This window comes from Streptomyces sp. ERV7, assembly GCF_001653515.1.
In the GTDB taxonomy this organism is placed as follows: domain Bacteria; phylum Actinomycetota; class Actinomycetes; order Streptomycetales; family Streptomycetaceae; genus Streptomyces.
In genome coordinates this window covers 776,980-792,696 of the sequence record NZ_LYOY01000001.1, presented here as the reverse complement: position 1 = coordinate 792,696, position 15,717 = coordinate 776,980, and the positions used below count along the sequence as shown (strand labels likewise).

Sequence of the window (15,717 nt, the reverse complement as noted above, 5' to 3'; positions counted from 1 at the left end):
GCACGCCTCACGCGAAGGCCTCCACCCGTACGCCCGCGCCCTCCAGTTCCGCCCGCACCCGGCGGGCGAGGGCGGCGGCGCCGGGGGTGTCGCCGTGCAGACAGAGCGAACGCGCGCGTACCTCGACGCTCTCGCCCGTGGAGGCGGTCACCGTGCCGGTCCGGGCCAGGGCGAGCGACCGCTCGACGACCGTGTCCGGGTGGGTGAGGACCGCGCCGTCCTGGCCGCGCGGAACGAGGGTGGCGTGCGAGGTGTACGCGCGGTCCGCGAACGCCTCGCCGACGACGGGCAGTCCGGCCTTGGCGGCCCGCGCCAGCAGGCGGGAGCCGGGCAGCCCGAGCACCGGAAGCGCGGTGCTCGCCAGGCGTATCCCCTCGACGACGGCCGCCGCCTGCTGCTCGTCGTGGACGACGCGGTTGTAGAGCGCGCCGTGCGGCTTCACATAGGAGACCCGGCTGCCCGCGGCGCGCGCGAAGACCTCCAACGCGCCTATCTGGTAGGCGACCTCGGCCGCGAGCTCGTCCGGCGGCACGTCCATGGAACGCCGTCCGAACCCGGCCAGATCGCGGTAGGAGACCTGGGCCCCGATCCGCACCCCGCGCTCTGCCGCCAGGGCACACACGCGCCGCATGGTGGCCGCGTCGCCCGCGTGGAAGCCGCAGGCCACGTTGGCGCTGGTGACGACGGACAGCAACTGCTCGTCGTCGGTCAGCCGCCAGCGTCCGAAGCCCTCGCCCAGGTCGGCGTTGAGGTCGATGGGGGACGGGGAAACGATCACGTCAGCTCCTGGCCGCGGGTCTCGGGCAGCCCGAACAGGGCCACGAAGGCCAGCGCGTAGCCGGCCGCGCCCAGGGTCAGCGCGCCGCCCACGCCCCAGCTGTCGGAGAGGTAGCCCACGAAGGTGGGCAGGAAGGCGCCGACGGCCCGGCCGCTGTTGTACGTGAAGCCCTGGCCCGTACCGCGTACCGCCGTCGGATAGAGCTCGCTCAGGAACGAGCCGAACCCGCTGAAGATCGCGGACATACAGAAGCCCAGCGGGAAGCCGAGGACGAGCAGCAGGGTGTTCGCGCCGGACGGGATGTGTGTGTACACCAGGATGCAGACCGCGGACAGGACGGCGAAGAGCTGGATGTTCCGCTTGCGGCCGAGCCGGTCGCTGAGCACACCGCCGGTGAGATAGCCGAGGAAGGCACCGGAGATCAGGAACGTCAGATAGCCGCCGGTGCCGACGACGGTGAGGCCGCGCTCGGTCTTGAGGTACGTCGGCACCCAGGTGGCGAGCGTGTAGTAGCCGCCCTGGACGCCGGTGGAGAGCAGCGTCGCGAAGAACGTGGCGCGCAGCAGGTCCTTCTTGAAGATCGCGGCGAAGGAGCCGCGCCCGGAGCTCGCCGCGCGCTGCGCGGCGGCCTCGGGGGCGTCGCTGACGTTGCGCCGGATGTAGACCACCAGGAGGGCGGGCAGCGCGCCCGTCCAGAACATCACGCGCCAGGCGGTGTCCGCGTCCACGTAGTGGAAGACCAGCGTGTAGACGATGACGGCCAGCGCCCAGCCCGCCGCCCAGGCGCTCTGCACGGCTCCGAGGGTCCGGCCGCGGTCCTTGGCCGAGGCGTACTCGGCGACCAGGATCGCGCCGACCGCCCACTCGCCGCCGAAGCCGAAGCCCTGGAGGGCGCGGCAGACCATCAGCGTCTCGTACGTGGGCGCGAAGCCGCAGGCCACGGTGAACACCGCGTAGGTGATCACGGTGATCATCAGCGCCTTCACCCGGCCGATGCGGTCGGCCAGGATCCCGGCGAGCGCGCCGCCGACCGCCGAGACCACCAGGGTCACTGTGGTGAGCAGACCGGTCTGACCGTGGTCGAGGCCGAAGTACGCGCCGATCGCGACCATGCTCAGCGGCAGCGTGAAGTAGTCGTAGGAGTCGAGGGCGTAGCCGCCGAACGCGCCGCCGAAGGCGCGGCGGCCGCGCGGACCGAGGGCGCGCAGCCACCCGAACGGGCCGCCGCTTTCGGGGAGTTCGCCCTGTTCCGGCTGTGCCTGGGTCGTGCTCATCTGCACCTCGCAGGAGGAGGGGGGAGGGTGCGGTCGAGGAGAGGCAGGCGCTGCGCACCCGCGCCGCCGGCCGCGACGAGGAGATCCGCGCCCTCGCCGCGCGCCTCGCGGGCGACCGGGGGCTCGCCGCACGGCTCGGCTCCTGGCGCGCCGACTGTCCGCCCGGCATGCTCGACGAGCTCGCCACGGCCGCGCGGGACGCGCGCGAGGCCGCCCGGGCCGCCGGCGAGGAGCTGACCGAGGCCCGTACGGCACGGGCGGAGGCCGACGAGGCCGCCGCCGAGGCGTCCCGGGTCCGCGACGAGCGCCAGGAGACCGCCCAGCGCGCCCGCCGCGCCGCCGACGCGCTCGCCGGACTCGCCTTCCGGCTGCGCGAGCGCGCGGGCTGGCAGGCCACCCTGCGTGAACTCGTGGACGAGGCCGCGGAGTCCGAGGCCCGTGCCCAGACCCTGCTCGATCGCGCCCGGGCCGCCGACGAGGACCGCCGCGCCGCCCAGCGCGCCGCCGACGACGCCCACCGCACGGCCCGCGCGCTGCGCGCCGAGCGTGCCGAGATCGCGGGCGCGCCGGAGACCCTGCCGGAGCCGGACGGGGACGCCCCCAAGGCCGCGCTGCCCGCTCTGCGGGAGGCCTACCGGGCCGCGTCCCAGCTGTACGAGAAGGTCGGCGTCGGCGCCGATCTGCGCGCCGAGCAGGCGCGTGCGGAGAGCGACGAGAGCGCCGCGCTCGCCGAGCTGAACCGGCTCACCAACAAGGTCCGCACCCGCGCCGCCCAGCTCCTGGAGGGCACCGACGGCGCCGACGGCCCGTCCCGGCAGGCCGCCGCGGCCCGCGCCGAGTCGCTCGTACAGCTCCTGGAGACCAGGGCGTCGGCGGCGAGCGAGCAGTTGGGCCGGCTGCGCGGCGAGGCCGAGCGCCTGGCCCCCGAGGACGGCGAGGCGCACACCGAGCTGCCCGAGGAGCAGGTGCCCGGCGACGCCGAGCAGGCGCAGGCGCTGCTGCGCACCGCCACCGGCGAACTGGCCGCCCGCAGCGCCGAGCTGGAGACCTCGCGGGCCGCGCACGCCGAGCTCCTGCAGTCCCACCGGGCCGCCGAGGACGCGGCCGGGGGCTTCGACGAGACCGCCGCGCTCCTGCGCGACCTGCTCCGCGACCACCAGCAGGAGGAGGACGAGCAGGCGCCCGAGCCGTTCCCCGGCGACCTGGCCGAGGCCCGGCAGTCGGCGGCCGAGGCCAGGCGTTCGCTGCGCGGCTGCGCGGGCGATCTGTCGGGCGCCGAGGCCGCCGTCCGCGAGGCCTCGGACATCCTGGTCCGGCACGCCAACGCGACGCGGTACGAGCAGGTGCGCACCCCCGCCCGCCAGCAGATCCGGGAGCTGCCGGCCGCCGCGCTGCCCGAGCACGCGGCGGCGTGGGCGACGGCGTTCGCCCCCCGCCTGCGGGTCCTCACCGACGAGCTGGAGCAGCTGGAGCGCAACCGCGACTCGATCGTGGACCGGCTGCGCGGGCTCGTCGAGTCGGCGCTGGCCACACTGCGCTCGGCCCAGCGGCTCTCGCAGCTGCCCGAGGGGCTCGGCGAGTGGTCGGGGCAGGAGTTCCTGCGGATCCGCTTCGAGGAGCCCGACCAGGCGACGCTGGCCGAGCGCCTGGGCGAGGTCATCGACGAGGCCACGCGCGCGGCCGTGAAGAAGAACTCCGACATGCGCAGGGACGGGATGTCCCTGCTGCTGAGGGGAGTTCAGGCGGCCCTCGAACCGCGCGGCATCGCCGTGGAGATCCTCAAGCCGGACGCGGTGCTGCGCGCCGAGCGCGTCCCGGTCGGGCAGATGGGCGACGTGTTCTCCGGCGGGCAGCTGCTCACCGCCGCGATCGCGCTGTACTGCACGATGGCCGCGCTGCGCAGCAACGACCGGGGCCGCGACAAGCACCGCCACGCGGGCACGCTGTTCCTGGACAACCCGATCGGCCGGGCCAACGCCACCTATCTCCTGGAGCTCCAGCGGGCCGTGTCGGACGCGCTCGGCGTCCAGCTCCTGTACACCACGGGCCTGTTCGACACCACGGCGCTCGCGGAGTTCCCGCTGGTCATCCGGCTGCGCAATGACGCGGACCTGAGGGCGGGGCTGAAGTACATCAGCGTCGAGGAACACCTGCGGCCGGGTCTGCCGCAGCAGGACCCGGCCGGGGAGACGGTCCACGGGGAGATCACCGCGACCCGCATGTTCAAGAAGCCGGCGTGAGCCCGGGGGGCGCCTCGGCGCCCCCCGGCCCGCTCAGACCGCGTCGGCCTTGATCATGTCCGCGCACTTCTCGCCGATCATCATCGTCGTGATGCACGGGTTGACGGTGACCAGCTCCGGCATCACCGAGCCGTCGGCGACGCGCAGGCCGCGGATGCCCTTGACCCGCAGCCGGGCGTCCAGCGGCGCCATCGCGTCGTCGTCGGCGCCCATCTTCACCGTGCACGCCGGGTGGTAGACGGTGTTGTGGGTGGTGCGGATGTACTCGAACAGCTCGTCGTCGGTGCGCACGTCCGGTCCGGGCGCGAGCTCCGCGCCCGCCCAGTCGGCGAGCGCGGGCTGCGCCGCGATCTCCCGGGCGAGCTTCAGCCCGTACGTCATCACCCGTACGTCGTGCTCATGGGTGAAGTAGCGCGGGTCGACCATCGGCTTGTCGCGGTAGTCGCGGGTGCGCAGCCGCACGGTGCCGCGCGACTTGGCGTGCGTGACGTTGGGCGTCAGACAGAACGCGTTCTCGCTGGTCGGGTAGCCGTGCCGGGTGGTGTTCATGTCGAACGGCACCGAGCCGTAGTGGAACATCAGGTCCGGCCGGTCCAGGCCCGGCTCGGTGTCCGCGAAGATCCCGATCTCCCACCACTGGTTGGAGCGGGTCGGCATCGGCCGCTTGGCGTCCCACATGATGACGCCCTCGGGGTGGTCCTGGAGGTTCTCGCCGACGCCGGGGGAGTGCACCAGCGCCTCGACGCCCACCTCGCGCAGATGGTCGGCGGGGCCGATCCCGGAGAGCATCAGCAGCTTGGGCGTGTCGATGGAGCCGCAGCTGACGACGACCTCGCGCCGTGCGGAGACGGTACGGCTGTGGATCAGGTCCGGGTCCAGGTACTCGACCCCGGTGCAGCGGCGGTCCTCGCCGATCACCAGCCGCTTGGCGCGGATCCCGGTCCGTACGGTCAGATTGGGCCGCTTGCCGATGATCGGATGCAGATACGCGACCGACGAGGACTGGCGGATGTTGTTCTCGTCGGAGTTGATCTGGAACCAGTTGGCGCCTCTGATCACCGTACGGCCGGTGTTGAAGGGCGTGGTGGGGATGCCCGTCTGGGCGCACGCGTCGAGCAGCGCGCTGCCGCAGGGGTCCTCGCCCTTGATGGTGCGCAGCTTCACCGGGCCGCTGCGGCCGTGGTGCTCGCCGGGCGCGTCGTTGTTCTCCAGCCGCTTGTAGAGCGGGAAGACGTCCTCGGCGCCCCAGCCCGTACAGCCCTCGGCCGCCCAGCCGTCCAGGTCCTCGGCGGGCGCCCAGAAGGCTATGCAGGAGTTGTGCGAGGAGCAGCCGCCGAGCACCTTGGCGCGCGCGTGGCGCATCATGCTGTTGCCGCGCTCCTGCGGCTCGACCGGGTAGTCCCAGTCGTAGCCCGATTCGAGCAGCCCCATCCAGCGCTCCAGGCGCAGCACGTTGTCGTCGCCGACGTCCGAGGGGCCCGCCTCCAGGACGCACACGGTGACCGAGGGGTCCTCGCTGAGGCGGGCCGCGACAACGTTGCCCGCGGTGCCGCCGCCGACGACGACGTAGTCGAACTCGTCCGCGGCCGGTCCGGTGTTGGCCTCGTTCATGATTGCTTCGCTCCTTGCTTCAGCCGGTGGCGGCGGCGGTGTTGCCGGGGGTGGCGGCGGGGTCGGATTCCTGCTTCTCGGCGGCGTGGTCGGCCAGGACGCCGGTGCGGTGGCGCTGGACGAACCAGTAGTAGGCGAAGCCGCCGACGGTGACGGCGCCGACGAACAGCACACCGCCCCAGCGCAGGTACCAGTGGTACGGGGCCGCCGCGTTGTAGACGGCGGCGCGCGGCCACAGCAGGTTGACGGTCATGCCCAGGCCCCACAGCACCGCGACGATGTTGACGGGGAGACCGAAGCGGCCGAGCGAGAAGCGCCCGGGCGCGGGCTGCCAGGTGCCGCGCAGCCTGCGGACCAGCATGGGCATCGTGACCAGCAGATATGCCACGTAGATCATGATGATCGCGATGCTGGTGACGACCGAGAAGATCTGCGGCTGCTTGATGTTGACCAGCAGGATGCCGATCGCGACGAGCCCGCAGACCACGGCGGGCGCGATCGGGGTCTGGAAGCGCGGGCTGATCTTGGCGAGCCGGCTGCCGGCGGGCAGGTTGTTGTCCCGGGCCATCGCGAACATCAGCCGGATTCCGGCGGTGTGCACGGCGAGCTCGCAGACGACGACCGCGATCACCACGCACCACAGCAGGGCCTGGCCCATGGTGTCGCCCAGCGTGCTCAGGACCACGTACTGGAGCCCGTCGACGGAGAGTTCGGGCGCGCTCAGGTCCGGCGTGGCGAGCAGCGCGCACAGCAGGATGAGGCCGCCAATGACGAACGAGGCGATCAGGGCCCGCAGGATCGCGCGCGGCGCGTTGCGGCTGGGGTCGACCGCCTCCTCGCCGAGCGAGGACGCGGTGTCGAAGCCGTACATCACATACGCGGAGGCGAGCGAGGCGGTGAGGAACGCGCCGAAGTAGCCCAGGTTCTGGCCGGCGCCGATGCCGTGGGTCTCCACGATGGCGCTGGGGCCCCGGGTGATGTGCGCGGCCAGCAGCACGACCAGGATCACCGCGGCGACCAGCTCGATGAAGACGCCCGCCGTGTTGATCCGGGCCATCAGCTTGACGCCGAACGCGTTGACCAGGGTGGTGAAGAGGATCAGGCCGCAGGCGAGCACGACGGCGTTGGCGGCCGCGTCGTACTTCCCGCTGCCGTCTCCCACGAACTGGAACCACGAGGAGATCTGGGGGAGCGTCAGCTGAAGGGCCAGGGCGACGGCGGCCAGCGAGACCATGCTCGCCAGCGTCATCATCCAGCCGGCCAGCCAGCCGACGTGCGGACCGCCCAGGTTCTTGGCCCAGTTGTAGACCGATCCGGCCACCGGGTAGCGGGCGGCCAGCTCGCAGAAGCAGAGCGCGACCATCAGCTGGCCGACGAAGACCAGCGGCCAGGACCACCAGTAGGCCGGGCCGCCGAGGCTGACGCCGAAGTAGAACATCTGGAACGTGCCGGTCAGGATCGAGATGTAGCTGATCCCGGCGGCGAAGGTGTGGAAGTTGCCGAGGGTGCGCTTGAGTCCCGGCTTGTACCCGAGTTCGGCGAGCGCGGCGTCATCGGCGTCGGCGCCCGCCCGGGCTGGGGAGGGAGAGGGGGGCGGGGGTGTGGTGGCGGTCATGGGGATCACTCCTCGTACAGGGTCGCGCAGAGGGGAGGGCAGGGGACGGCGTGCGGTCCAACCGGTGCTGGTGCGGCGGTCGTTCAGTCGAACCAGCGCTGCGGGCGCGGGTCGGTGTTGCGCCAGATGTGCTTGATCTCCTGGTACTCGGCGAGCCCGGCGAGTCCGAGCTCGCGGCCCGTCCCCGACTGCTTCATGCCGCCCCACTCGGCCTGCGGGACGTACGGGTGGAAGTCGTTGATCCACACCGTGCCCGCGCGCAGCCGGGCCGCGACGCGGCGCGCGCGGGCCTCGTCGCGGGTCCACACCGCGCCGGCCAGGCCGTAGATGGTGTCGTTGGCCAGGGCGAGGGCGTGGTCCTCGTCGCGGAACCGCTCCACGGTCAGCACCGGCCCGAACGACTCGTCGCGGACCACGGACATCGCGGCCGTGCACTCGTCCAGGACGGTCGGCGGGTAGTAGTGGCCGCCCGCCAGCGCCGGGTCGTCCGGTCGGGCACCGCCGCAGCGCAGCACCGCGCCCTCGGCGAGCCCGGCCGCGACATACGCCTCGACCTTGGCGAGATGGCCCGCCGAGATCAGCGGGCCGGTGCGGGCCTGCTCGTCGAAGGGGCCGCCGAGCCTGATCAGCTGTGCCCGGCGCACCACCTCGTCGACGAAGCGGTCGTGCAGCGAGTCCTCCACCAGCAGCCGCGCGCCCGCCGAGCAGACCTGCCCGGAGTGCAGGAACACGGCGGTCAGGGCGTAGTCGACGGCCGTCTCGAAGTCGGCGTCGGCGAAGACGATGTTGGGGTTCTTGCCGCCCAGCTCCAGCGCGGTGCGCTTGACGGTGGCCGCCGCCGACGCCATCACGCGCCGCCCGGTGCTCAGTCCGCCGGTGAACGACACCAGGTCCACCCGCTCGTCCTCGGTCAGCGGCGCGCCGACCGCGGGGCCGGTGCCGAGGACCAGGTTGGCGACGCCGTCCGGCAGCCCGGCCTCGGTGAGCAGCCGCATCAGCATGATCGCGGTGTGCGGGGTCAGCTCGCTGGGCTTGAGGACGAAGGTGTTGCCCGCGCCGATGGCGGGCGCGACCTTCCACGCGGTCTGCAGCAGCGGGTAGTTCCACGGCGTGATCAGCGCGCAGACGCCCACCGGCTCGACGACCGTACGGCTGTCGGTCTCCGGGTTGCCGGTGTCGACGACCCGGCCCGCGTCCTGCGCGGCGACCAACTGGCCGAAGTGGCGGAAGCAGTTGGCGATGTCGGCCATGTCGTACTCCGACTCGACCAGCCGCTTGCCGGTGTCCAGCGACTCCGCGCGGGCCAGTGCGGCCGCGTCACGCTCGATGAGATCGGCGACGCGCAGCAGCAGCGCGGCCCGCTCGGCGACCGTCGACCGGGGCCAGGGCCCGCGGTCGAAGGCCTCACGGGCGGCGCCTACCGCGGCCGCCGCGTCCTTGGGACCACCTTCGTCGACGACGGCGACCAGCGAGCCGTCCGCCGGACAGCGGATCTCGCGGGTCTCCGCGTCGACGGCGGCACTCCACCGGCCGCCGATGAACAGTTCAGGCATGACGCTCCTCGACTTCTGATCACGAACAGAGGCGCCGCTACCCAGGAATTCACACTTCAGACATGTGACGATTCCGACAGTTTGAGTAACGGCGCAGCTCAGGGGCCCTGCGGTAGGGGGCCTAATTCCTGTCGGGACCCACGCGCGCCAGGACCCACTCGTGGAAGGCGCGGATGTGGTGCTCGCTGGGCACCAGGACGCCGCCGTGCCGGTACGCCCGCGAGTCCATGGCGGGCTGGGTGCGCTCGCACGCCTCGAAGTCCTGCACGTTGACGCGGTGGAACAGCTCCACGGACCGCGAGAGGTCGGCCCCGGACGCCACGACCTGCGGCGCGTACAGCCAGTCGCACTCGACGACCGTACGGTCGACGGCCAGCGGGAACATCCGGTGGACGATCACATGGTCGGGCACCAGGTTCACGAACACCTGCGGTTTCACGGTGATGGCGTAGTAGCGGCGGTCCTGCGCGTCCGCCAGGCCCGCCAGGCGCCCGAACCCCGCGCCGCCGTCCACGGTGAACCCCTCGGCGCCCCGCGCGAACTCGGCGCCGTGCCCCACGTAGTACTGGGCGGCGAAGCCCTTGGCGAACTCGGGGAGCACATGGGTGAGTTCGGGGTGGATCGTGGCGCAGTGGTAGCACTCCATGAAGTTCTCGACGATCAGCTTCCAGTTGGCGCCCACGTCGTACGAGATCCGGTGGCCCAGAGCCAGTTCCGCGGCCCCGTAGCGCTCGACCGCCGCAGGGTCGCCCAGGCGCTCGGTGGCGGCGGCGACCACCGTGTCCTCGAACGGCGGCGGCCCGTCGGCCAGGCACACCCAGACGTAGCCGAGCCACTCGCGCAGCGCGACCGGCAGCAGCCCGCGCTCCTCGCGGTCCACATCGGGCATCCGCGCCAGGTTCGGCGCGGCGACGAGCCGACCGTCGAGGTCGTAGGTCCAGGCGTGGTACGGGCACTGGAGGGTGCGCCGGACCGTGCCGCTCTCCTCGGCGCACACCCGGGCGCCCCGGTGCCGGCACACATTGAGGAACGCCCGCAGCGCGCCCTCGCGGGTCCGCACCACCAGCACGTTCTCGCGGCCCACCTGGACCGTGCGGAAGGCGCCGGGCCGGTCGAGGTCGGCGGCGCGCACCGCGCAGAACCACAGCGCCTCGAAGATCCGCTCCTGCTCGCGGGCGAAGACCGCCGGATCGAAGTAGTACCGGCCGGGCAGGGTCTCCAGGAGGCTGGGCGTGCGCTCGGTGGCCTCGGCGGTCATCGCGCGCCTCCTCCGGTACCCGTGACACCCGCGCCCGCCTCGTCGCTCGCGGCCGCCGCGGCGAACCGGCGCGGGTCGAAGAGGTCGATGGGGTGGGCCGTCGTGCCGTCGAGCGCCAGGTCGGCGAGGATCTCGCCGACCACCGGTACGAACTTGAAGCCGTGCCCCGAGAAGCCGCAGGCCACCGTGGTGGTCGCGGGGTGCGCCGGGTGCTGCGCGATCACGAAGTGCTCGTCCGGAGTGGTGGAGTACATGCAGGTCACAGCCCGCAGGAACGTTCCGGGCAGGGTGGGGGTCACCCGGCGCATGGCCGCCGCCATCTCCTCGACCTCGGCCGGAGCCACCGTACGGTCGACGGTGCCCGGCGTGCAGGGGGCGCCGTTCTTGCGGAAGAACGCGACCTTGACGCCGCCCGCGGGTCCGTCGATGGCCGGGAACCCGTAGACCTGGACCCCGTCCGCCTCCTCCCACACGAAGACCGGCTGGCGCTCGGGGAGGAACGGTTCGGTGCCGCCCTCGGGCCCGAACCAGTACATGACCTGCCGCTCGACGCGGATCGGCACCCCGAGGTCCGCCAGCAGCTCGGGCGCCCAGGCCCCCGGGCACATCACCAGCCGGCCCGCCGTGTAACTGTTCTCGGCCGTGTGGACCCGGACCCCGCGCCCGCCCGGCAGCTCCTCCCAGCGCGTCACCGGCTCCTCGAAGTGGAGCTCGGCGCCCGCCTTGGTGGCGAGCTGGAGATGGGCCGCCACCGTGGCCTCCGGGCGCAGTATCCCGGCCCGCGCCTCGTGGAGCGCCACCTCGTCGTCGAGCGGGTTCATCGTCGGGAAGCGGCGGCGGATCTCCCGGGCGTCCAGCATCTCGTGCGGCAGGTCCCACTGCCGGGCCGAGCGCACCGCGCCCGCGACCGTACGGCAGTCGGGGCGGCCCATCATCATCCCGCCGCACAGCAGCGCGATCTCGCGCCCCGAGTCCCGCTCGATCCGGTCGTACAGCTCGTACGCCCGCAGCAGCAGCGGCACATACGCCGGGTCCTCGAAATAGGACTGCCGGGTGATCCGCGAGCCGCCGTGGCTGGAGCCGTGCGCGTGCACCGGGCCGAACCGCTCCAGGCCGAGGACGCGGGCCCCGCGCTCGGCGAGATGCTGGGCGGCGGCCGAACCCATACCGCCCAGGCCGAGGACGATCACGTCGTACGTCGGAGCCATGTTTCCTCCCGGAGGGGTCGGGTGCCCGGCCGGCCCTGCCTCAGGACGCAGGTCGACGCGTGGGCCGTCGAACGCAGGGGCCTTTCAACGCAAGAGGTGGGCCATCCGCGGGTCGAACAGCGGCTCTTCGGCGACGGTCGCGGGGACCTTCTCGCCGAAGTACTCGACATGGACCGCCGTGCCCGGCGCCAGGACGGGCAGCCAGGCGTACGCGACGCACCGGCCGACCGTGTAGCCGTACGCGGCGCTGGTGACATGACCGGCGGGCACGCCGTCGACCAGCACCGGCTCGTTGCCGAGGACCACCGCCGCACGGGAGTCCAGGGTCAGACAGGTGAGCCTGCGGGTCACGGCCGCCGGGTCGCCCAGCGCGGCGCGGCCGGTGAACCCGCCCTTGCCGGGCCGGACCGCGAAGCCGAGCCCCGCCTCGTACGGGGTGTGCTCGGTGCTCATGTCGCGGCCCCAGGCGCGGTACCCCTTCTCCAGGCGCAGCGACTCGAAGGCGCTGCGGCCCGCCGCGATCACGTCCAGGCGCCGGCCCGCGTCCCAGAGCGTGTCCCACAGCCGCAGCCCGAGGTCGGCACTGGTGTAGAGCTCCCAGCCCAGCTCGCCGACGTAGCTCAGCCGCAGTGCGGTGACCGGGACGTTGCCGACGACCGTCTCCCTCGCCCGGAAGTAGCCGAAGGCGGTGTGCGAGAAGTCGTCGCGGGTCAGCGGCTGGACGAGCTCGCGGGCGAGCGGACCCCAGACGCCGACGCAGCAGGTGCCCGAGGTGATGTCCCGGACGGTGACGGAGTCCGGCGCGTGGGCGAGCAGCCAGTCCAGGTCGGCCGGGGAGTTGGCGCCCACCTGGAAGCGGTCGGGGGCCAGCCGCGCCACGGTCAGATCGGACCGGATCCCGCCCGCCTCGTCGAGGAGCAGGGTGTACGTGACCGAACCCGGCTTCTTCTCCAGCTGGTTGGTCGTCATCCGCTGGAGGAAGGCGAGGGCGCCGCGCCCGGTCACCTCCAGGCGCCGCAGCGGGGTCATGTCGTACAGCGCGACCCGCTCCCGTGTCGCCTTGGCCTCCGCCGCCGCGATCGGCGACCAGTACCGCGCCGACCAGGTGTCGCGCACGGGGATGTGCAGCCCGTCCACCAAGGGCGCGTTCGCCTCGTACCAGTGGGGCCGCTCCCAGCCGCCGCCCTCCAGGAAGTACGCCCCGAGCTCGCGCTGGCGTACGTGGAAGGGGCTGGTCCGCAGCGGGCGCGGGCGCTCCATCGGCTGGAGCGGATGGACGACGTCGTACACCTCGACGAAGCTCTGGGCCGACCGCTCCTCGATGTACTCCGCGGTGAGCTGGACGTCCTCGAAGCGCCGGATGTCGCAGGCGTGCACGTCGAGCGAGGGGCGGCCGTCCGTCATCCACTCGGCGACCGCCCTGGCCACGCCCGCCGAGTGCGTCACCCACACCGCCTCGGCCAGCCAGAACCCGCGCAGCTCCCGGGACTCGCCGAGCAGCGGCATACCGTCGGGCGTGAACGAGAAGACGCCGTTGAAGCCGTCCGCGACCGCGCCGTCCGCGAGCCCGGGCAGCAGCGCCACCGCGTCCGCCCAGCTCGGCGCGAAGTCCTCGGGGGTGAAGGCGAGCGAGGACGGCATGACGGGTGCGTCGTCGTACGCCGGGACCGCGAACGGGTCCACCGGCAGCGGCCGATGGGCGTACGAGCCGATGCCCAGCCGTGCTCCCCGCGCGTCCGTGTGCGTACGGAAGTACAGGTCGCGGTCCTGGTGGCGCAGGATCGGCAGGGCGTCCGCCACCTGCGCGGTGAGCCCGGCCGGCGGCGTGGTCGTCGCGTACTGGTGGGCGAGCGGCAGCAGCGGGACGGTCACCCCGGCCAGCCGTCCGATCACCGGGCCCCAGAAACCGGCCGCCGAGACCACCAGATCGGCCGGGAAGCGGCCCCGGTCGGTGACGACGGCGGTGACCCGGCCGTCCTCCCGCTCGACGGCGGTGACGGTGTGCCGCGCCAGGAACCGGGCGCCCCGGGCCTGCGCGCGTGCCTGGAGCGCCCGGGAGGCGAGCACCGCGTCGGCGAGTCCGTCGTCCGGGGTGTGGAAGCCGCCGAGGACCTTCTCCCCGTCGAGCGGCGGCCACAGCGCCCCGCACTGGTGCGCGGTGAGCAGCTCGCCCCGCACTCCCCAGGCGGCGGCAAGCCCCACCTTGCGGTGCAGATCGGCCCAGCGCTCCGGGGTGGTGGCGACCTCCAGCCCGCCGACCGCCCGGAAACAGGGCTCGCCGTCCACGCTCAGCCCACGCAAGGTGTCGACCGTGTACGCGGCGAAAGCCGTCATCGTCCGGGAGACATGGGTCTGGAAGACCAGACCGGGCGCGTGCGAGCTGGACCCGCCCGGCGCGGGCAGCGGTCCCTGCTCCACCACGGTGACGTGCGACCAGCCCCGTGCGGTGAGCTCGTCGGCGAGCGAACAGCCCACGATCCCGGCGCCGATGACGACGACGCGCGCGTGGGCGGGATCGGGTGCGGGGGTGGTGCGGACCTCGTGAGACACGGCCTCGCCCTCCTGTTGCGCAGAGCACTACCGGTTGCGCGATGTGAGACATCCTGAGGACGCCCCAGGAGAGCGTCAAGAGGGTCGGATCGGTCGCGAGAACAGGGCTGCCGAGCCATGAATTCGCCTGGCCGAAACGGATGGTGACGTCCCGTCGGATCCGGCGTTACCCGGGATGCCCCATGCGACGCGAGAGGTCCCTGGCGGCCTCCCGGACGCGCTCGGCGACCTTCGGGAGTGACTCCCGCGGCAGCCGGTAGGCCGGGCCCGAGACACCGATCGCGCCGATGACCGAGCCGTCGTGGCCGTACACCGCCACGCCCACGGCGTTGAGCCCCTCCTCCAGCTCCTCGGCCGTCCGCGCGTACCCCCGCTCCACCACCTCCGCGAGCTCGGTCCGCAGCGCCGCCGGATCCGTGACGGTGTGCGCGGTGAAGCGCGCGAGCCCCTGGGCGAGCAGGGCCTCGCGGCGCTCCTCGGGGAGGTGGGCGAGCAGCGCCTTGCCGCTCGCGGTCGCGTGCAGAGGGGTGCGCCGGCCCAGCCAGTTGAACGCCGTCACGGCCGCCGCACCGCGCGCCTGCATGATGTTCACGGCCGCGTCCCCGTCGAGCACGGCGACATTGGCGGTCTCGCCCGTGGCGTCCGCGAGCGCGCGGCAGACCGGCACGCCCTCCTGCGAGATGTCGAGCCGCACGGCCGCCGCACCGGCGAGCCGCAGCATCCCGGCGCCCAGAAAGTACTTCCCCCGTTCCTTCTCCTGGCCGACCAGGCCCCGCCGCTCCAGCGCGTCGAGCAGCCGGAACGCGGTCGACTTGTGCACCCCCAACTCGGCGGCGATCTCGGTGACTCCGGCCTCGCCGAGCCGGGCCAGCGCCTCCAGCACGCCGACCGCGCGGTCGACCGACCGCAGCGATCCGGCGCCGCCCCGCCGTCTGCCCGCGGCGGCGTCCGGCTCCTGCACCTCACCCACCGGCACCCCTTGAGGCCGCTATGCCCGGGAGAAGCTGCCCGTCTCGCTCTGGCCTATTCGGCCGGTCCCCGACCGCTCGGCCGCCCGGGCCACCCGCCGCACCCGGCGCCGCTCCCTGCGCCGTCGCCGAGCGGTGCTGCTCGGCACCGACACCACGCCGTTGCGCTGGTTCCACACCTGACGGGTGACCCACACGTCAAGCACCGCCCAGGTCGCGACCACCGTGCTCGCCACGCTGCTGAGGACCATCGGGAAGGCCAGCCAGGAGCCCGCCAGCGTGCACAGGAACGCGATCACCGCCTGGATCAGCGTGAGGGCGACGATCAGCACCGAGCGGACGGCCGCGTTCCTGATCGGATCGGGCAGCCGTGGCCGCACCGCGGGCTCCTCCACCCACAGCGGCGGCAGTTCACCCGCGCGCGAGCCCCGAGCCGCCACACCGTCCGCACTCATGCCTTCAGTGCCCATGGATACTCACTCCCCACCACCGGCGTATCGATGCCTTCCGATGCGCACGGGTCCGTACATCCCGTCACAACCCCCGTACAGAAGGACGAACGGAACTCCCCGAAGATTCCCGGGATTTGTGTGGAAGGCAGAATTCCAGCCAACCGGGCCGGTACGGGAACCACTGGCCCTACGGGTGTCCTCGGCCACACT

The 15,717-nt window shown here is 73.0% G+C and carries 10 protein-coding genes and 1 pseudogene; 1 reads left to right on the top strand and 10 read right to left on the bottom strand.

Features of this window, described 5'->3' with window-relative positions:
- Window positions 1-7: 7 nt before the first annotated feature.
- Entirely contained in the window at window positions 8-778 is a 771-nt protein-coding gene (locus A8W25_RS03520; RefSeq protein ID WP_234386143.1) for a LamB/YcsF family protein, read from the bottom strand.
- On the bottom strand, window positions 775-2,052 hold the full coding sequence (locus A8W25_RS03515; RefSeq protein ID WP_067156680.1) for an MFS transporter: 1,278 nt from the start codon (window positions 2,050-2,052) through the stop codon (window positions 775-777). Before A8W25_RS03515 ends, A8W25_RS03520 begins: the two co-directional genes overlap by 4 nt.
- A 29-nt stretch (window positions 2,053-2,081) precedes the next feature.
- Between A8W25_RS03515 and A8W25_RS03510 the strand changes: the two are divergent.
- A pseudogene (locus A8W25_RS03510) lies at window positions 2,082-4,292 on the top strand (hypothetical protein); the annotation flags it as partial.
- 33 nt (window positions 4,293-4,325) lie between these two features.
- Here the strand turns inward: A8W25_RS03510 and A8W25_RS03505 are convergent.
- The 8 genes from A8W25_RS03505 to A8W25_RS03470 form a co-directional block, all read right to left on the bottom strand.
- On the bottom strand, window positions 4,326-5,903 hold the full coding sequence (locus A8W25_RS03505) for a GMC family oxidoreductase (protein ID WP_067155535.1): 1,578 nt from the start codon (window positions 5,901-5,903) through the stop codon (window positions 4,326-4,328).
- A 19-nt stretch (window positions 5,904-5,922) separates the two neighbouring features.
- Window positions 5,923-7,518 (bottom strand): APC family permease, encoded by a 1,596-nt coding sequence (locus tag A8W25_RS03500; RefSeq protein ID WP_067155531.1) that lies wholly within the window; start codon window positions 7,516-7,518, stop codon window positions 5,923-5,925.
- 83 nt (window positions 7,519-7,601) lie between these two features.
- The gene (locus A8W25_RS03495) at window positions 7,602-9,071 is read right to left on the bottom strand and encodes an aldehyde dehydrogenase family protein (RefSeq protein WP_067155528.1); all 1,470 of its coding nucleotides are present in this window, start codon (window positions 9,069-9,071) and stop codon (window positions 7,602-7,604) included.
- Between the two features lie 121 nt (window positions 9,072-9,192).
- A complete protein-coding gene (locus tag A8W25_RS03490) occupies window positions 9,193-10,329 on the bottom strand; it encodes an aromatic ring-hydroxylating oxygenase subunit alpha (protein ID WP_067155526.1) in 1,137 nt (378 codons plus the stop codon).
- Window positions 10,326-11,537 carry an N-methyl-L-tryptophan oxidase gene (solA, locus tag A8W25_RS03485; RefSeq protein ID WP_067155523.1) on the bottom strand — a complete coding sequence of 404 codons (1,212 nt, stop codon included), beginning with the start codon at window positions 11,535-11,537 and terminating at the stop codon, window positions 10,326-10,328. The genes A8W25_RS03490 and solA overlap by 4 nt, the downstream gene beginning before the upstream one ends.
- An 84-nt stretch (window positions 11,538-11,621) precedes the next feature.
- Window positions 11,622-14,087 carry a GcvT family protein gene (locus A8W25_RS03480; protein ID WP_067155519.1) on the bottom strand — a complete coding sequence of 822 codons (2,466 nt, stop codon included), beginning with the start codon at window positions 14,085-14,087 and terminating at the stop codon, window positions 11,622-11,624.
- A 166-nt stretch (window positions 14,088-14,253) separates the two neighbouring features.
- The gene (locus tag A8W25_RS03475; RefSeq protein WP_234386141.1) at window positions 14,254-15,057 is read right to left on the bottom strand and encodes an IclR family transcriptional regulator; all 804 of its coding nucleotides are present in this window, start codon (window positions 15,055-15,057) and stop codon (window positions 14,254-14,256) included.
- Between the two features lie 18 nt (window positions 15,058-15,075).
- Window positions 15,076-15,510 (bottom strand): hypothetical protein, encoded by a 435-nt coding sequence (locus A8W25_RS03470; RefSeq protein ID WP_067155515.1) that lies wholly within the window; start codon window positions 15,508-15,510, stop codon window positions 15,076-15,078.
- Window positions 15,511-15,717: the final 207 nt, after the last annotated feature.